Origin of the sequence: Desulfosarcina cetonica JCM 12296, from assembly GCF_001311845.1 — a bacterium.
Classification (GTDB): Bacteria; Desulfobacterota; Desulfobacteria; order Desulfobacterales; family Desulfosarcinaceae; genus Desulfosarcina; species Desulfosarcina cetonica.
This window is the reverse complement of the sequence record NZ_BBCC01000139.1, coordinates 1-17,565: the sequence shown is the minus strand read 5'-3', so window position 1 is coordinate 17,565 and position 17,565 is coordinate 1. Positions and strand designations below refer to the sequence as shown.

Genomic DNA, 17,565 nt, shown 5'->3' with positions numbered 1-17,565 from the left:
CCGGCAGGCGTCCTCGCAGCCATGGGGGCAAATACGGCCCAGCACGCCGGGCAGGGGCAGCTCGTCCATGATGATTTTCAGGGCCTCGGCATATTTGCCCTGGCCCACCATCTGCACGTAGCCCTGCACGTTGATCCCCGCCGGACAGGCCAGGCGGCAGGGCGCCTTGTCGGCCTTCTGGATGGCAAATGCCCCGGGAATGGCTTGGGCATAGCGTTTGTAGGTCGCCTTGCGGAGATTCAAGCCCTGATTGTATTCGTCGGGGAGGGAGACCGGGCAGGCTGCGGCGCAATCGCCGCAGGAGGTGCATTTGGCAGGGTCGATATATCGGGGCCCTTTGTCGACGGTAACCGTAAAATTACCTTCGGCTCCCTGGATCTGTTTGACTTCAGCGCAGGTGATCAGGTTGATATTCAGATGCCGGCCGAACTCGACCAGTTTGGGAGAGATAATTCACATCGCACAGTCGTTGGTGGGAAAGGTCTTGTCCAACTCGCTCATCACCCCGCCGATGGCGGGAGACTTCTCTGCAACGTGCACCAAATACCCGGAATCGGCCAAATCCAGGGCGGCCTGCATTCCGGCGATGCCCCCGCCGACGACCAACACGGAACCAATCGCGTTTTTTGTCATTGTTTTACTCTCCTGACCGCGCATTAAACGCCTGATGGTGGATCTTAATAGATTTACCAAACCACGAAATAGATAAGAGGGAGGGTTGTTTAACCAAGGGAACATTACCTATATGGCCAAAGATGGCTTGTCAATAAGATTTGCCGGTATGGATCGCTTTTTTAGTGCCTCGTTTTGCGTATATGCCCTTAAAAGGGACTGGAATAAGGGCGGAAAAATGCTTTTGCAGATGCTACCGGCATCGACGTTAAGAAAAAGAAATGCCGGGCACAGACGAACGCCAGCGTTTCAGGGCCGCAACATCGACCCTGGGGAAGTTCTTCTTTACAGCTTTATTGTCGCCTTTTTGTAGCTACTAAAATCGACTTGATAGACAAATCACGCCCATGCTACCATAATCTAAAATATTCTGACAATTTATTTCCTGATCGACTTTCATCTTCTCCAGGGGAAGAAATAATGAAAAAGGGCGGATGAAAAAAACATGGTCATCAATATCGCACTGATCGGTGGCGGCAGCTACTGCGAAGAGGTCCTGAAAATGACGACGCTGGCCTTTCTTCAGGATCAGGTCCATTCCAGGATCGTCGCCGTGGCCGATGCGGACGAAAATGCCCCCGGCGCCCGCTTGGCCCGCCGTTGGGGGTTGAAGGTGGTTTCCGATTACCACGCGTTGTACGATCCCAAGAGTGGTGTTGACCTGTTTATTCTTCTCGACCCGGATCCCGATTTGCTGCACCGGATTCTGGACGGCAAGCCGGAGCGCCTGCGGGTCCTCGCCTACTCGGCCTTCGACCTGTTTTGGCGGGCCTTCAAGTCAAGGGAAAGACTGCTTCAGCAGCGTTCCGAGGAGATTCAGACCATCCTCAACGGGATTCAGGATCTGATTCTGGTTTTTACCCCCGAACAGGAAATCGTCGATGCCAACGAGGCCTTCCTCAAGTACATGGGGTATGAGAAAAAGGACGTGATCGGGAAAAAGTGTTATGAAGTCTACCACCAGACCGATGAATCCTGTTTCCTGGAAGAGAAGGGTTGCCCGCTGAAGTCCGTGATTCAGAACCAGTTGCCCGCCGATACCATTCGCACGCGTACCGGGCCCGGTGGGAAGGTCCACTACATGGAGGTCTCCATCCATCCGATCTGGGAGAAGAACGGTAAGCTGTCGCGGCTGATCGAGATCAGCCACGATTTTACCGAACGCAGGCTTCAGGAGGAGGAGAATCGCCGCCGTCTGGAGAAGATGGTGGACGAGCGCACCCGGCAACTGCAGGAGACCCACGCCAAACTGCTCCATCAGGACAAGATGGCCTCCCTGGGCAAACTTTCCGCCTCCGTGGTGCATGAAATCAACAACCCCATTGCCGGCATTTTAAATTTGATTCTGCTGATGAAGCGGATCATGAAGGAAGATAACGGGGCCCGTGATCCAGGCCTGTTCGAACGCTATCTGATCCTCATGGAGGCGGAAACCCGGCGGGTCAGCCGGATTATTTCCAACCTGCTGACATTTTCACGTCAATCCAAAATCGAACTGGGCGCCCAGGATATCAATCAGTTGATTGAAAAAACCCTTTTGATCAACGAAAATTTGTTGAAAATCCACAACGTCAAGGTTGCCCCAGCCCTCGACCCCGATCTTCCGGCGGTGGTCGGCTCGGCCGATCAGTTGCAACAGATCTTCATGAACATGATCTCCAATGCTGCCGAGGCCATGGAAAGCAAGGGGGGCGGCGTGCTGACAATCAAAAGCTGGTGTGATCCTCGGGCAAAAGCAATTTTCGTTTCATTCCGGGATACGGGCGGCGGCATTGCCCCGGCGTATCATGACAAGCTGTTTGAGCCTTTCTATACGACAAAGACAAAAGGCAAGGGGGTCGGACTGGGACTGAGTGTCGTTTATGGGATTATCAAAAATCATAATGGCAGCATTACGGTCGATTCCCGTCCGGGGCATGGCGCGACATTCACGATTCAGTTGCCGCTGCCCGTGGAAAATATCGCCAGTGTGACAAAAGTGGGTGGATGACCGGCCGGCCGACGGGACAGACGACCGACCACGAAATCGAAGGCGGAGGAAAAATGAGCGCAACCCGGATCATGGTGGTGGACGACGAATTGATCATTCGAGAATCCCTGGCCGGGTGGTTGCAACGCGATGGCCATGATGTGGTAACCGCCGAGAGCGGCGAGGCGGCCCTTGAAAAACTGACCACGGCACATTTCGACATCCTGCTGGTGGATATCAAGATGGAGGGCATGAGCGGGCTCGATCTGCTCAAGATCGTCAACGCGCGCGGCCTGGATACGGCGGTGGTGATGATCACCGCCTATGGCTCCATCGCCACGGCCATCGAAGCCATGAAACGCGGTGCCGTCGAGTATCTGCTCAAACCCTTCGATCCGGAAGCGCTGGGTTTGTTGATCGACAAGATCATCTCCCGCCAGGAGCAGGAAAAAGAGACCGCTTACCTGCGGGACGAGGTGGAACAGCGGACCCGCTTCGAGAGCATGATCGGCCAGTCCCGGGCCATGCAGACGGTTTTCGATTTGATCAACGACGTGGCGCCCACCGATTCCACCGTCTTGATTACCGGTGAAACCGGAACCGGCAAGGGCCTGGCGGCCAAAGCCATCCATACCTGCAGCCGCCGTTGCCGTGGGCCCTTCGTGGCGGTCAACTGCGGTGCCATTCCCGAGCATCTCATGGAGAGCGAATTGTTCGGCCACCAGAAAGGTGCCTTCACGGATGCGCGCGAAACCAAGAAGGGGCGTCTGGAATTGGCCGACGGCGGCACCCTTTTCCTGGATGAGATCGGTGAAATCAGCATGCGCATGCAGATCGACCTGTTGCGTGTGCTGGAGGATCGCGTGTTTTACCGGGTGGGGGGAACACAGCCGCTGGAAGCGGACTTTCGCGTTGTCGCCGCCACCAACAGCGATCTCAAGGCGGCCATTGCCCAAGGGACGTTTCGCGAAGATCTTTTTTACCGCCTCAACGTGATCTCCCTGGTCATGCCGGCCCTGCGCGAACGCAAGGAGGATATCCCGCTCTTGTGCGATCATTTTCTGCGACGCTTCAGCCAGGAGATCAATAAGCCGACGCAGAAAATATCACGACCGGCCATGGACGAGATGATGCTTTACGACTGGCCCGGCAATATCCGCGAACTGGAAAACGCCATCGAGCGGGCGGTTGTGGTGGGTAAGACCGTCCAGGTGATGCCCGAGGATTTGCCCCTTGCCTGCATTCCGGAGCACGGTCATCCTTCCGATCATACGCTCAAATCCGTTGAAAGGCATCATATTCGGCAGGTGCTGGTCGACAACGACTGGAATATCTCCAACAGTGCCCGGATTCTGGGCATCGACCGATCCACCCTGTACAGCAAGATCAAGCGCTATGATCTGCAGGGCCCCTCTTGAATGCCACCGTCAGCCGGTTCGTCATCCTTTCGCCCATCGGTTCATTCGATGCGGACATTTTGTGCGCGGTCGAGAAAATGGTGGTTCGTGGGTTGGGCCTGCCCTGCCGGATCCAGACGCTTTTCGATGATATCGATTTTGCCTGGGATGCCAGGCGCGGACAATTCCACTCCACCGCAATCCTCGAGAAACTGGCCGAACAGGCGCCGCCGGACACCCTCAGGGTGCTTGCCTTGACAACGCGCGACTTGTTTATCCCGATTCTCACCCATGTCTACGGCGAGGCCCAGCTGGGCGGAATCAGTTGCATCGTTTCCACCTGTCGGCTGGATGACGGGATTTCGGCCGCCTGCCAAAGACGGCGGTATCTGGCGCGTATCGTCAAGGAGAGCGCCCACGAGTTGGGGCATACCTTTAACCTGCGGCACTGCAAGGACAACCAATGCCTGATGCACTACTGCCGCAGTATCAGTGACGTCGACCACAAGCAAGGCCGGCTTTGCCGCTATTGCAACGTCATGTTCGGGGACGGGCTGAAAGCATGGGTATTCGCCAGGTGCCTGCGGCCGTCCGTTTGACAGATCCTTTCACCCCTGATGAGGAAAACTGAAGGAAGCATGCGGATATTGGGCGCTTTACGAATCCGTCAATTCTTGAGGATCTGCCGCGCCACCGCCACCCAGGCGGATTCGGGCAGCCGGCCCAAGAGGTCATCGCAAAGTTGCCCGCCGTCCGCGGCCAGGGGCCCCAGATGGGGTTCCAAGGCCTGGTGCAGACCGGTGATTTCATCTTCAATGAAGGCGGTAACCTCTTCATCGCCTATCTTCAGCCGACGCAAGGCCTCCCGCAGGTTGGTCGGTTGCGCCATCAACAGCCAACCCCTGCCGTAGGGATCATCGGTGAGGGATTGCGGATGGTGGCCCACCTCGGGATTGGACGCCGTGACCACGCCACTTACCGGTGATAACAGTCCGGCCTTGAGTCCACCGCGGTGGAAGGTGATTCCTGGACGGTCCTGTTGCAGGGTCTTGCCCAAGAGCGGCAGTTCGATGCGCGCCATGGTGCCCAGCAGCCGGGCGGCGAAATCGTCCAAACCGATGCGGACCTGGCCATCAGGGGCCATTGCCATCCAGGCATGGCCGCGGTGCAGATAGATGCCCTGGGGAATCCTGAAGCCGTCGATCGTCTGCATGTCGACCGGTTTCAGCATCGCGTGAACCAGGAACTGATCCTGAAAGTACTGGTCGAATTCACAGGTGCCGCACAGATAGTCGTTGGTGCAGGGGCGAAACGCGATGCGGCGCTTGAGGGAATGCACGCAGGGTCGACGGTGGGCCGGTAATTCCTTGAGCTTGTCGGCCCAGTAGACGATCCGTGCCCGACCTCCGGTGGGAGGGGTCGATGATTGCCGATTTTCCCGCGCCAGCTTTCGCAGGATCCTGTCGAATCGGCAGCCGGCGCAGTGGAAATCCCGCTTGCAGGTTTTGGCTTTGACGACCCCGGCCTGCATCCAGATGCAGGGTGCGGCCGGTGGTCGCTGTGGCTGATGATTCATGATTTCAACCCGTTTTCAGGAAGGTGCGGGCCAGTCGATGCCAATCCAGTCCGGGCAGGTTGCCGTAGAGATCCGGCCCGAAGGTGCCACCATCGGCGGCCAGCGGTCCGGCCACCTCGGCGACCATCGTTTCCAGGACCGCGACCTCGTCGTTGATCCAGTTCAAACTGGCGTCGTTATCCATCAGACGCTTGGCGGCTTGCCGAACGTCTGGCGTGCGCACCACAAAAAGCCAGCCGTCGCCATAGGGCTCTCGATTGGCCAGTCCCGGATTCTCCATCACCCGGGTGTTGACCTCCATGATCACCCCATCGATGGGCGCGCGCACATCGGCCAGGTGGTGCTTGCGCTTGAGGCCCCAGCCGATTTCATCGTGGCTCAGTTCCTTGCCCATCAGGGGCAGGTCGAAACCGTCGGCCTGTCCGAAGACCTTCAGGCTGAAATCATCCAGACCGATTCTAAGGTTGCCGCCACTTTCAATCCGGGCCCAGGTGTGGCCGTTGTGAAAATGATAGTCCCGGGGAACGTCAAAGCCTTTGACGTTGGTTATCGTTGTGGGCACATGCCGCGTTTTGGCGGCCAGGACATCTTCGAAATACTGATCGAAATCGCACTTTTCACAATGAAAATCGTAGGCGCAAGATCGCTGGGCCATCCGTCCGGTGAGACTATGCCGGCAGGTGCGCGCCAGCGCCGGATGCCGACGCATGGCATCCTGCCAGCTGATCTGTTTGCCCCGGGCGACCTTTTTTTGCATGGCCTGGTCGTATTTGCAGCGGTTGCAGTCGTAAACGTTGTTACAGGTTTTGTACTTGACCGCACCGGCCTGCATCCACAGGCATGGATTTTCCGGAAGCTCCTTTTTGTCCGGTTGGATTACCCAGACCTGGCCCCCCAATACGGAGCCGATGCCAGAACGCCGGCTCATCTCCTGGCCTTCTCCGCGATGGTAGGATGATCCGTATCCGATCCGGCTCCGGTTGCTTTTTTCATTCATTTGGATTCTCCTTTATCTGGTATGAGATGAATGGATCGGCAAAGGGTGGCTTGATTCAAATCAACCGGGTATGATAGTGACCGGTTGTTGCCGACAACACCTCGGTTCCCATGGGTGTTAATCTTATTTCCGATTTCAGCAAACGACGTGCCAATTTTAAAAGTTATTGAATTTATGGTAGAAATGTAATTTTGGCCGTGGTTTTGGCAGGATTTCGCCGATTCGTTGGGGGATTATCCCACAAGGGGGCCTTGATCGTGCTTCCAATTGCAGCGGAATTTTTGAAAATATTGTTTATTATCGGATGTTTATATTGGTGTTGGGGTTCCCTACAGCTGCCGTTGGAATTTCCGACAGCAGATCTTGGGCAACCCCCTTGGGGTGGATCGGCCGCTTGATCATCAATTGCCAGTGAAAGGACAGGGCACAATGGGTTTTGAAAATTTGCAGGCGATTATCACCTTTGCCATCGAGAAGGAACGGGAAGCCGCCAGTTTTTATGAAGAAAACAGCACCGCGGAACAGATGGCCGGCAAAAAAGAGATGCTGCTCGAGTTTGCTGCCGAAGAACGCAAGCATCAGAAGATGCTCGAGGATTATCTGGCGACCGGGGTCGCCGCGAAATTGGATGACTATGCGTTCAAGTGGATTGCGGACATCAAGCGCAGCGATTACGTGGAACCCATGGCCTACACCCCCGGCATGGCCTATAATGAGTTATTGATGCTGGCCATGAAGCGTGAAGAGGCCTCGCTTCGGCTTTACAACGACCTGTTGGCCAAAGCCGAGGATGATGGCGCCAAAAAACTGTTCAAAATGCTTTGCCAGGAAGAGGCCAAGCATAAGCTGGCCCTTGAGACCATGTACGATGACTACATGGCCGAAATGGGCGACTGATCGCGGGTAGGCCATTTGTCCACGTCTAAAATTGTCATTGTGGCCGGCCCCACGGCTTCGGGAAAAACCAGTTTCGCCATCGACCTGGCCAGACAGTTTGATGGTGAGATCATTGGCGCCGATTCCATGCAGATCTACCGCAGCATGGATATCGGTACCGCCAAACCCACGCCGGCGGAGCAGGCGGTCGTGCCCCATCACATGATCGATGTGGTCGACCCGGACGCGGATTTCGACGCCGCTGCCTATGCCGCTATGGCCGCTGAGCGGGTCCGGCAGGTCATTGCCCGCGGCCACACGGCGTTTGTCGTCGGCGGAACCGGTTTTTACATCAAGGCGTTGATGTATGGGCTTTTCGATGACGGCCCCTCCGATTCGGCCGTCCGTCAGCGGTTGAAGGCCCAGGTGGCAGCAGACGGCAACGCCGCCTTGTACCGGCAGTTGGCCGGGATCGATCCTGTCACGGCGCGGCGGATTCATCCCAACGACACCTATCGCCTCGTGCGGGCCATGGAAATCTATACGGTCAGCGGTCAGCCGCCTTCCATCGTCCAGCAGCGGCACGGCTTCCGAAAACCGCGATTCAGGGCGCTATCCATCGGCCTGTCCTGGCCCCGGCCGATATTGTATGACCGCATCAACCGACGTGTGGACGTCATGATGGACCAGGGTTCATGGATGAGGTGCGCCGGCTGCTGGCCAGCGGTTATGCCAGAACCCTGAAATCCATGCAGAGCCTTGGATACCGGCATCTGACCGCCGTGGTCGAGGACGCGGTGCCATTGGTGGAAGCGGTTCGGACCCTGAAACGCGACCATCGTCGTTATGCCAAGCGCCAGCTGACCTGGTTTGGTGCCGACCCGCAGGTTCGCTGGTTGGAACCCGGCCAGCGGCAACAGGCCGGTGAATGGATCCAAGGCTTCCTTGGGGCCACGATGGGCGACACGCCGGCAGATGGATCGTCCGGGATCGTCACGGCAGACCGACGATAAAGTAACGCTACCATGGGGCGATAATATAGTCTATGTGGCGACAGACCGGCCGTTAATTCGGGTAACCCGCGTGTGTTGCCGAACAGAAACGAATCGTCGTGCTCATCCGAAGAAGGGGGATGGTCCACATGTCATCCGAAATCCGCGTGCTGGTGGTTGATGACGAACCCTCCATCCGCAACAGTCTCGTCGAATTTCTCGAAGATTTCGAATTCAATGTTTCCAGCGCTGACAGCGCCGAGGAGGCCCTGGACCTGATTGCGTGCTTCCCTTTTGATATCGCCATTGTGGATATCCGTTTGCCCCGGTTGGACGGTGATTCGTTGATCATGCAGGCGCATCGCTTGCGGCCGACGATGCGTTTTCTCATCCATACCGGTTCCGTGGAGTACAAACTCGGAGAGGACCTTTGCCGGATCGGGATCCTACCGGAACATGTCTTTTTAAAACCACAGATGGATCTGATGGTGTTCCGTGACGCCATGATCGAATTGATGAATTCGCAATCGGGATACGATCCCAGCGGAGATCGGGTTGATGACCACGACGATCGATCCAACCGATGACGCCATAGGGGTGTGTCCGGAGACGGGTTTGCCCATTACCTCAAGGCCTGACTGGACCCGGCGCCCCTTCGGCAAGGGGTATTGGTTCACCACGCGGGCGATCGGTGATCGGATCCTGTTTAACCAGCCTTGTGGCCATGCCCAATTGGAAGGTCTTGTCGAATCCCTCAAGATGACCGAGGCGGTAATCCGGTCATGCATCGACCTATCCGCCGGCTATGTGCTCATCTCGGATTATTCCGGCATGCGCGGCATCAGCCGGGAGGCAAGAACGCATTACGTGCGCTACATGGATCAGCAGGATCAGATGCTGGGCGTGGTCTACTTCGGCGTCAGCCCCTGGTTTCGCATCATGATCAATCTGGCCAGACGCCTGCTTCTGGTCAAACGGAAAGTCTATATCGAAAAAGACTACCGTTCGGCCATCACCGCCGCCATGGGCTTGCTCGGCGGCGAAACGGCGGTTTTGGAAGGGGACGCCCGTTCCCGGCGGCAATGGGACGCGGATATTTCCGAGGTCATTGAAAATGGCCACCATGTTCTGCGGTGCCCCCGTTGGCGGCTTGCCTTGGATGATTACACCCTGACCATCGAGGTCATCGATCGCCGGATTTACCATGGCATATCAACGGGGACGATGCGCGGCCATCACGTGGCTCCCGTAAGCCAGTTGCGCGAGCGCGTACGTCGCATGCTCGGCTTTGAAAGCGGGTTTCCCGTGATCATCACCACCATGGCCGACGGTCAGCGTGCCCGCCGCAGGGTCCGCCATCAATTCATCGATTCGCTCAAAAAATGGCATGCCCGCTATCCTTTAACGGCCTATATTTTCTACGAAACCAACTGGTTCGGGCGTACCGCGGCCATGCTGGCCAGCCCGCTTCTACCCTTTCGGCTAAGAACGGTGGTCGATTTCGAGACCGCCCTTTCGCTGGCGGACCGTTTCCTGGGGTTCGCCCCCCTCACCGAGGATCCAGCCGTCGATGTTCAGCCGGTGCCGGAAGTCCGGCAATTACTGCAGTTCCTTGGCAACATCGACTGGGAACGTCAAGGCATGCCGATCCCGGCGGAAATCGATGCCGCCCATCCGTTCCGCCCGGTGTTCGAGGCCATCGCCTCGATCAAAGGCGGGCTGGATGCGGTTTTCGAGGCCCGTGATCAGGCGGAAAAAGCCCTTCGCGAAAGCCAGCAGCGCTTCGAGGAAGTTCTCAAGCATTCGCGTGACATTCTCTTCAAGCGGGATATCCAGAGCGGCGCCTACGATTATGTCAGCAATGCGATGATGACGTTTTTGGGCCTAACCCGCCAGGAAGTCGATGCGCTGGATTTCAATCGCCTGCAGGCCCTGGTGCATCCCGACGATCTGCCGGCCTTTCTGGACTACAATGACCGGCTGATGAGCCGCGTCGACGTGCCCCCGGATGCATCCGCTTCCCGGTACCGGCTGCGCGACAAGCAGGGTAAGTACCTGTGGTTTACCGACAAACGCGCCATCGTCCGGGATGCCCAGGGGCGTGCCCGGGCCGTCCTGGGCAGCTCCGTGAGATCACCGAGCAGAAGCTGGCCGAGGAGGAGCGACGATCGACATATGCGCGTTTCACCACCATTTTGGACAGCATCGCCGCCCATATTCTCGTGGCCGACATGAGGTCCTTCGAGATCCTCTTCATGAACCGGGCCATGCGGGAAGAATACGGGGACTGCCCTTCCGGTGTGCGCTGCTTCGAATTTTTCCACCATGCGGACCACGTCTGCAACAATTGCGTGGCTGCCAAATTACTGGATGACCAGGGGCGACCCACGGGCGTACAGACCTGGGAGGCGTGGTCTCCGGTGAAGCATCGCTGGTACCTGAACCATGACCAGGCCATTCGTTGGGTGGACGGTCGCATGGTGCGTTTGCAGATCGCCATGGATATTTCGCGGATCAAGTCCCTGGAGAACGAGCGCCTGGAGATCTCCGAGCGCCTGCGACGTACCCGCAAACTGGAGGCCGTCAGCACCCTGGCCGGGGGGTGGCCCACAACTTCAACAATCTGTTGATGGTCGTGCTGGGCAACTTGGAGTTGCTGCGCCTGGCGGTGGAGGATAACCCGGAACAGTTGCGCCGGATCGACGCCGCCGAAAAATCCGCCACCAAGGCGGCCGAGTTGAGCGCCTGATGCTCACTTACGTGGGGCAGTCGAAAATCAGTGCGGAACCCTTGGACCTGAACGCCACTTTGACAAAAATCGTGGATGTGCTCACGTCCACGGTGGCCGATCGTGCCAGCCTGACCCTGGCTGCCGATGCCGGCCCGGTGTGGATCCATGCGGACTCGGCCAAGGTTTACCAGGTGATCACCAACCTGGTGACCAACGCCGTTGAGGCTTCCGGGGACCAACCGCTCGAGATTCAACTGAGCGTTGGGGACCAGCATTGCGATGCCGCCCAACTGGAGCGGTTGGCCCCGGGCGACCAGCTCCCCGAAGGGCGCTACGCATGGCTGCGGGTGTCGGACAATGGCCGGGGCATGGATCAGGAAACCCTCGAAAAAGTTTTCGATCCTTTTTTCACCACCAAATTCACCGGTCGGGGCATGGGCATGGCCGCCGTGATGGGCATCATGCGTGCCCACCGCGGTGGGGTGCGCATTGACAGCCGCCTGGACACGGGCACGGCCGTAACGGTCTATTTCCCGGCGCGTCAACCGGCTCCCAAATTATCCCCGCTGCCGGTCGTTGAACCGCTGGCCGGCCGGAAGAACCTCGGCACCGCGTTGCTGGTGGACGACGAGCCCCTGGTCTTGGAACTGGGTTCACAAATGCTGGCCCTGTTGGGGTTCGAGGTCATCACGGCCATCGATGGCATTGAGGCGTTGAAGGTTTTCGAGGCCCATGGGGACCGGATCGTCCTGGGGCTTTTGGATATCAACATGCCGCGCATGGGGGGCCGGGAAACCCTGGAGCGTCTGCGCGCCATGGGCGCCGCGTTTCCGGTGCTGGTGACCAGCGGCTTCACCGAGCTTCAGGGGCGGGAGAAGCTGGGGGATGTCAGTGTGGACGGTTACATCAACAAGCCTTTCCGCATGGACCAGCTGCAGGAGAAGATTCGAGCGGTGATGCCGGCGGCGGAGGATTGATGCCGCGCGCGTGAGAAGTCGCATTCTCGACGGATTTGCAAAAAGCCCGGGATCAAGGCTTGCGAATCCGTCAGTCCTTAGGCGTTTCGGGTTCGGGGGTGGCGCCAGCAGTGGCCGCCGGCGGTACTTTCGGAAGGGTCACCGTAAATACGCTGCCTTTTCCCGGCGCACTTTCCACCGTAATGCTGCCGCCATGCTGCTCGACAATGCGTTTGGTGATGAAAAGGCCCAGACCGGTGCCCTTGCGTTCCTTGGTGGAATAAAAGAGGGTAAAGAGCCTGTCCCGGGTCTCGTGGTCCATGCCGACGCCATTGTCGCTTACCTTGAACATCACCGTATCCGCTTGAACGGCGGTGGTCAGCTCGATGCGGGGCGGCTGGTCGTGCGGTTCCTTCAGACAGGCATCCACGGCATTGTCCAGGATATTGATCAGGGCCGCTTGCAGATAATCGGCGTCCACGGTCATGCTGCCGCTGTCGGGCGCACCTGAACGGCCAGGGTCATGCCGAAGCCGTCCACGCGGGGCCGGATCAGGTCCGCCAGCGTCCGAACAAAGTCCGCTATCGGCACCGGCCGGCATTGCAGATGGCGTTCCTTGGCGTAGTAGAGGATGTCCAAGACCATCTTGCGGATGCGCTGGGCGGTTTCGCGGGCCGCCTGGCAACCTTCCCGGGCGCGCTGCAGATTTTCCTTCTCAAGACCCGAGGCCACCAGATACAGCCCCCCGTCCAGGCTGGTGAGCAGCCCCTTCATGCCGTGGGAAATGGATCCGACCATCAGGCCCAGGCTGGCCAGATGATCCTGGAGCTGGGTTTTCTCCCGCACCAACTGCTCGAGGCTGTGGGTATAGGCCTGCAACTCACGGCGCATGGTGATTTTCTCAATGGCCCGGTTCAGGGCGATGTCGAGCACGTCTACATTAATGGGTTTGGTGATGAAATCGGTGGCGTCGTGTTTGAGGCTGCGGATGGCCAGGTTCATGTCGCCATGGCCGGTGATCATGATCACCTCTGTCTCCGGATTTTCACGCTTAATCTTGCGTAAAAGTTCGATGCCGTCGCCTCCCGGCATTTTGATGTCGGTGACCACGATTTCAGGCGCGGCTTCCAAAAACAGCGAGAATGCCGCAGGGGCGTTTTCAGCTTCCAGGGTGCGATAGCCCATGTCCATCAGGGCAATGGCCAGGACTTCACGAATATCCGCTTCGTCGTCGACGATCAGGATGGTCTTGGGCGTGATTTCATCCATGCGATCACTACTCCGCCAGAATGGTGTTGGCGCCGTTTTCCTCGGTAGCCTCAGCGGCGACCGGAAAACCCAGAATAAAGCAGGTGCCATTGGGCGCGTTGGGCACGGCTTCGATGGTGCCGCCGCACTCCTTGACAATACCATAGCTGATGGAAAGTCCCAACCCCGTTCCCTTGCCGACCTCCTTGGTGGTGAAGAACGGCTCGAAGATTTTCTCGACCACAGGGTCGGGGATACCGGTCCCCGTATCGCAGACCCGACAGGTCACCCGAGCGCCCGCCATGCCCGTCCACAACCGGATCACCTTGGCGTCCTCGACCACCTCGACCGGCGTGTCGCCCCAACGGGATTCGATGGCATCGCGGGCGTTGAGCAGAAGATTGATGAAGACCTGCTCCAGGCGGCTGGCATCCCCATGGATGCGCGGCAGGGTTTCGCAGATTTCCCATACCACTTGGATGCCGCGGACCTTGAGCTGCTGGCTGAAGATTTCAAAGGCGCTTTTCAGCACCTCGTTGAGCTGGATCCGATCCATCTGCATATCCGATTTTCGGGCGAACTGGCGCATGTGATTGATAATCCGCGTGGCGCGGTCCACGTTGTTGTCCACCTTGCCCAGCATGGTGGCAAGCATTTCTCCGGCAATGGGCTCGTCGGCGTCCAGCTTGCGCATGCAGAAGCTGCTGACCGTCTTGATCACCGACAAGGGCTGGTTGAGCTCATGGGCCACGCCCGTGGCCATCTCTCCCAGGGTGGCCATCTTGCTGGCCTGAATCAGCTGCTGTTCGGCCTCCAGGCGCTTGGTGATGTCGCTGGTGGTGACCAACAGGACCTTTTGGCCGGAGTATTCCGAAGGCGAGATACGGATGTTGACGAACATCACCTTGCCTTCGCGATCGAGATGGCGTGCCTGGTTGATCACCGAACAGGTCGCCACCTTGAAGGCGTAATGGTCGCGCTCGTCCGGAGGAAAAAGGGTCATGAAGGAGCGTCCGATGATTTCCTCCATGCCGAGCCCGTAGACGGCGCTGACGCTGTGGTTGCAGTCCATCACCTGCAGGCTGGCGATATCCAGGACGAAGACCGGGTTGGGGATGTTGTTGAAGATAGCATGGTACTTCTTCTCCGACTTCTGCAGGTCCACTTCCAGTTGCCGGCGTTGGGTGATGTCCAGGGAGATTTCCATGGCGGCGATCACCCGGCCGTTGGCATCCTTGATGGGCGAAGTGCGCACCAGCCAGTGTTTGGTGGACCCGTCCGCGTCCACCGCACTCTCTTCCGCCTGGTGGGAAAGACCGTCGGCGAAGGTCGCTTCCACCGGGCAGACGGTGCATTTCGTATCGCGTCCCTTGTAGGCATGAAAGCAGAAATCGCCCGGCGTGGGCGAGAAGCGTCGGGAAAATTCCCGGTTGAAGCGCAGCATGCGATAGTCCTGATCCTGGACGGTGATCAGGCAGGGAACCCGCTCGAACAGGTTCTGGTATTCATCGCGCTGATTGTTTAGCTCCTGCTGGCTCGTGGCGATTTCGTCGGACATCTGGTTGACGGCCATGGCCAACTGTCCCAATTCGTCGGTCTGGGGCAGACGGACCTTGCTGGTGTAGTCCCCGCGGGCGATCCGGCGCGTACCGTCGATGAGCCGCCGGATGGGTTGGTTGACGAAGCGCAGCACGAAGATGAAGATCATGGCCGAGGTGATCAGGAAGACGAAGCCGGCCAGGCCGATGATGCCGCGCTCTTCCATCAGCACCTCACGGTCGGTGCTTTCCAGGGAGATGACCACATCCAGGGCACCGAGAATTTTTTTCTCCTCGGGGTGGACATGACAGTCACCGGTACTGCAGCCCGGCTCGTTGCAGATGGGGCTGATGATGCCAAGCAGCCGATAGCCGGCCGGGGAGGGGAAGATGCGCGTGCGTTGATCCAGGGGGACCGCCGTCATGGGGGGCTCGCTACGGTGGCAGATATGGCAGGCCTCGGCCTTGATGTTGGTGGTCTCGTCGACCTCCTTGGGGTTGTTGGAGTATTTGATTTCGCCGGCTTTGTTGTAAATGCGGATGTTCTTGATTTCCGGTTGGCGGCTGATGTTGTTGATGATCTGGTTGATCTCGTCGCGGGAGTTGAGCATCATGGCGTAGTGGGTGCCCAGGCGGATCGTGGTGGTGAGGCGATCCGTGCCGGCCACGATGCCCTTCATCATTTTCTCCTGCTGATAGCGGATATTGAAAAAGGCCCAGGTGGCGATGGTGATGAGCAAAACGGTGCCCACGGCCAGGATCAGCTTGGCGGCCAGGCTGTTGCGCAGGTTTTGGATTATATGGACCATGGAGCCCTTTTGATTGAAGTGTTAAGTGTAAAGTTTTAAGTGTTAAGCAGCGGATTGAATCCGATTTAAAAAGGCAGTATTCCCTCGCTTAATCACTTAACACTTAAAACTTTACACTACCTACATTTACATGGCTATCTTTTCTAAAAATGGTTCCATCACCGCCAGATTCAAATTCAGTCCCAACGCCTCCTTGGACAGTCCCATGGCCAGCCCGAGCAGTTGGGGCAGGTAGAGCACGCTGATGGACAGATCCTCGCCGGCCGCGCGCGAGGCCCTGGCCTGCCAGGCATCCAGGTTCATTTGGCACATGGGGCAGACGGTCACGATAAGGTCTGCGCCCCGGGCGGCCCGCAGAATGGCCGTCACCCGTTTCAAGCCCACCGATGGCCGGGTGCTCACCAGGGACGCTCCGCAGCAGCGCGCGCCCATCTCCCAGGCAAAGACATCCGCGCCGGTGGCTTGGATCAGTGCGGTCATGCTGACCGGCCGTTCCGGGTCGTCGAATTCGACAAACGGCCGCAAACACTGGCAACCGTAGTAAGGGGCCACGACAAGGCCGGCCAATGACCGGGGCATATGGCCGGCCAGGTCGTCCGATCCCAGGTCGGTGGCCAGCACGTCCAGCAGATGGCGCACCCGGCCGCGACCGCTGGCCGACAGATCCACGGCGGAAAGGGCCGCATTGATACGGGTGCGATCCTCGGCATGCTGGTTTAGGGCCGTGTGGGCCCGTTTCAGGTTGAGGTAGCAGGCACTGCAGGGGACCAGGATCTCTCCCTCGGCAGTCATCTTCTCGGCCAGGGCGAGGTTGCGGGCACCCAGGGAGAGGGCCAGGAGGTGGCTGACGGGCGCGGCGGCACTGGCGCCACAGCAGGTCCAGTCCTCGATTTCGGTCAGTGTGGCCCCGGCGGCGGCCATGACCGACCGGATGGCAAGATCGTACTCGCGGGCCGAGCCGGTGAGACTGCATCCCGGGTAGTAGAGATAATTCATGCTGAGTGCTCCTCCCTGGTGGTGTTTTGCATGGTCGCCCGGTCCATTTGCGCCACCCGGTCAAAAAGAGGCGTGAGGGGTGTGTCCGCGGTTTTGCCGAACCCCAGCTCGACCTTGCCCTTGCCCATGAGTTTCAACCCCAAAGGGGCGAAAGAGAGGGGCACGGTGGGGCTTTTGAGGGCGGAAAAATAGCGCCGCATGAAGTCCATCTCATGGATGCGGCCATGGCGGCGCACGGTTTCCAGAAATTGGAGGTAGAACAGCCGCGGCTGGCGATGGGCGGCTTCCTGGCGGGCGAAGGCGATGCCCTTGAGCCTTTCCATGGCTTCGGTCAAGGGCAGGCCGCGAGGGCAACGCAGGGTGCAGGTGTAACAGTCCGAACAGAGAATGAAGGTCTGGCTGGCCATGATTCGTTCCAATTGGCCCAGGATCACCCGCCGCCACATGTGCCGCGGCGAAAGATCCATCTGATCGGCATTGGGGCACGAGCCGGTGCAGGTGCCGCATTGGATGCAGGCGCGGACCATGGACTGGATGTTGGCCAGGGCCGCGTTTTCGGATGGGGCGGTCGAAGGTGCGGACATGGGGAGGCATCCTTTCTTCTGGTTATCGTTTAAACCGACGCGACGGCCGCCTCGATCGATCCCATCAAGCCGCGCGGAGAGAACCCTCCGACGATGGAGGCACTGTTGGGGCAGACCGTGGCGCAATCACCGCAACCCTGACACAGGTTCGGGTCCACATGCACCCTCTGCTCGGCCTCGTCCAGAAAGCGCGCCCCGTAGACGCAGGTGTCGATGCAGGCCAG

The 17,565-nt window shown here is 58.6% G+C and carries 19 protein-coding genes and 1 pseudogene; 11 read left to right on the top strand and 9 right to left on the bottom strand.

Annotation, left to right across the window (positions count from 1 at the left end; all coding sequences use genetic code 11):
• A partial coding sequence (locus JCM12296_RS38870) for an FAD-dependent oxidoreductase (protein WP_157067860.1) occupies positions 1-633 on the bottom strand: 633 nt, incomplete at its 3' end.
• A 112-nt stretch (positions 634-745) separates the two neighbouring features.
• Between JCM12296_RS38870 and JCM12296_RS24180 the strand changes: the two genes are divergently transcribed.
• The 4 genes from JCM12296_RS24180 to JCM12296_RS24165 all read left to right on the top strand — a co-directional run bounded on the left by JCM12296_RS24180 (position 746) and on the right by JCM12296_RS24165 (position 4,637).
• Positions 746-985, top strand: a complete 240-nt coding sequence (locus tag JCM12296_RS24180; protein WP_054698818.1) for a hypothetical protein — start codon at positions 746-748, stop codon at positions 983-985.
• Positions 986-1,117: 132 nt separating this feature from the next.
• On the top strand, positions 1,118-2,662 hold the full coding sequence (locus JCM12296_RS24175; protein WP_054698817.1) for an ATP-binding protein: 1,545 nt from the start codon (positions 1,118-1,120) through the stop codon (positions 2,660-2,662).
• Between the two features lie 53 nt (positions 2,663-2,715).
• Positions 2,716-4,059 carry a sigma-54-dependent transcriptional regulator gene (locus JCM12296_RS24170; RefSeq protein ID WP_054698820.1) on the top strand — a complete coding sequence of 448 codons (1,344 nt, stop codon included), beginning with the start codon at positions 2,716-2,718 and terminating at the stop codon, positions 4,057-4,059.
• Entirely contained in the window at positions 4,056-4,637 is a 582-nt protein-coding gene (locus JCM12296_RS24165; RefSeq protein WP_054698816.1) for an archaemetzincin, read from the top strand. Before JCM12296_RS24170 ends, JCM12296_RS24165 begins: the two co-directional genes overlap by 4 nt.
• 68 nt (positions 4,638-4,705) lie before the next feature.
• On the opposite strand, the gene JCM12296_RS24160 is transcribed toward JCM12296_RS24165, so the two are convergent.
• Both JCM12296_RS24160 and JCM12296_RS24155 read right to left on the bottom strand, forming a co-directional pair.
• Positions 4,706-5,614 carry a glycine cleavage system protein H gene (locus JCM12296_RS24160; protein ID WP_054698815.1) on the bottom strand — a complete coding sequence of 303 codons (909 nt, stop codon included), beginning with the start codon at positions 5,612-5,614 and terminating at the stop codon, positions 4,706-4,708.
• A gap of 4 nt (positions 5,615-5,618) precedes the next feature.
• Positions 5,619-6,611, bottom strand: coding sequence for a glycine cleavage system protein H (locus tag JCM12296_RS24155; protein WP_054698814.1), 993 nt, complete (start codon positions 6,609-6,611; stop codon positions 5,619-5,621).
• Between the two features lie 429 nt (positions 6,612-7,040).
• Between JCM12296_RS24155 and JCM12296_RS24150 the strand changes: the two genes are divergently transcribed.
• The 7 genes and pseudogenes from JCM12296_RS24150 (at position 7,041) to JCM12296_RS24125 (ending at position 12,187) form a co-directional block, all read left to right on the top strand.
• Entirely contained in the window at positions 7,041-7,508 is a 468-nt protein-coding gene (locus JCM12296_RS24150; protein WP_054698812.1) for a ferritin-like domain-containing protein, read from the top strand.
• A gap of 39 nt (positions 7,509-7,547) precedes the next feature.
• Positions 7,548-8,500: pseudogene (gene miaA, locus JCM12296_RS24145) on the top strand (tRNA (adenosine(37)-N6)-dimethylallyltransferase MiaA).
• 128 nt (positions 8,501-8,628) lie between these two features.
• Positions 8,629-9,066, top strand: a complete 438-nt coding sequence (locus JCM12296_RS24140; RefSeq protein ID WP_054698810.1) for a response regulator — start codon at positions 8,629-8,631, stop codon at positions 9,064-9,066.
• On the top strand, positions 9,038-10,714 hold the full coding sequence (locus JCM12296_RS24135; protein ID WP_054698808.1) for a PAS domain-containing protein: 1,677 nt from the start codon (positions 9,038-9,040) through the stop codon (positions 10,712-10,714). The genes JCM12296_RS24140 and JCM12296_RS24135 overlap by 29 nt, the downstream gene beginning before the upstream one ends.
• Complete coding sequence (locus tag JCM12296_RS24130) at positions 10,675-11,109, top strand: nitrogen regulation protein NR(II) (protein ID WP_054698807.1); 435 nt, start codon at positions 10,675-10,677, stop codon at positions 11,107-11,109. The genes JCM12296_RS24135 and JCM12296_RS24130 overlap by 40 nt, the downstream gene beginning before the upstream one ends.
• On the top strand, positions 11,082-11,228 hold the full coding sequence (locus JCM12296_RS38865; protein WP_157067859.1) for a hypothetical protein: 147 nt from the start codon (positions 11,082-11,084) through the stop codon (positions 11,226-11,228). The genes JCM12296_RS24130 and JCM12296_RS38865 overlap by 28 nt, the downstream gene beginning before the upstream one ends.
• Positions 11,228-12,187 (top strand): ATP-binding protein, encoded by a 960-nt coding sequence (locus JCM12296_RS24125; RefSeq protein ID WP_054698805.1) that lies wholly within the window; start codon positions 11,228-11,230, stop codon positions 12,185-12,187. Before JCM12296_RS38865 ends, JCM12296_RS24125 begins: the two co-directional genes overlap by 1 nt.
• Before the next feature lie 70 nt (positions 12,188-12,257).
• Here the strand turns inward: JCM12296_RS24125 and JCM12296_RS38860 are convergent, their stop codons facing one another.
• From JCM12296_RS38860 to JCM12296_RS24095, 6 genes are all read right to left on the bottom strand, one after another.
• Positions 12,258-12,653 carry a sensor histidine kinase gene (locus JCM12296_RS38860; RefSeq protein WP_054698803.1) on the bottom strand — a complete coding sequence of 132 codons (396 nt, stop codon included), beginning with the start codon at positions 12,651-12,653 and terminating at the stop codon, positions 12,258-12,260.
• Positions 12,650-13,435, bottom strand: coding sequence for a response regulator (locus tag JCM12296_RS38855; RefSeq protein ID WP_054698801.1), 786 nt, complete (start codon positions 13,433-13,435; stop codon positions 12,650-12,652). Before JCM12296_RS38855 ends, JCM12296_RS38860 begins: the two co-directional genes overlap by 4 nt.
• A 7-nt stretch (positions 13,436-13,442) precedes the next feature.
• Positions 13,443-15,761, bottom strand: coding sequence for a PAS domain S-box protein (locus JCM12296_RS24110; RefSeq protein ID WP_054698799.1), 2,319 nt, complete (start codon positions 15,759-15,761; stop codon positions 13,443-13,445).
• A 126-nt stretch (positions 15,762-15,887) separates the two neighbouring features.
• On the bottom strand, positions 15,888-16,757 hold the full coding sequence (locus JCM12296_RS24105; protein WP_054698797.1) for a CoB--CoM heterodisulfide reductase iron-sulfur subunit B family protein: 870 nt from the start codon (positions 16,755-16,757) through the stop codon (positions 15,888-15,890).
• The gene (locus JCM12296_RS24100; protein WP_054698795.1) at positions 16,754-17,341 is read right to left on the bottom strand and encodes a 4Fe-4S dicluster domain-containing protein; all 588 of its coding nucleotides are present in this window, start codon (positions 17,339-17,341) and stop codon (positions 16,754-16,756) included. The genes JCM12296_RS24105 and JCM12296_RS24100 overlap by 4 nt, the downstream gene beginning before the upstream one ends.
• A 29-nt stretch (positions 17,342-17,370) precedes the next feature.
• Positions 17,371-17,565, bottom strand: a 195-nt coding sequence (locus JCM12296_RS24095; RefSeq protein ID WP_172684069.1) for a 4Fe-4S dicluster domain-containing protein, incomplete at its 5' end; no start/stop codon positions are given.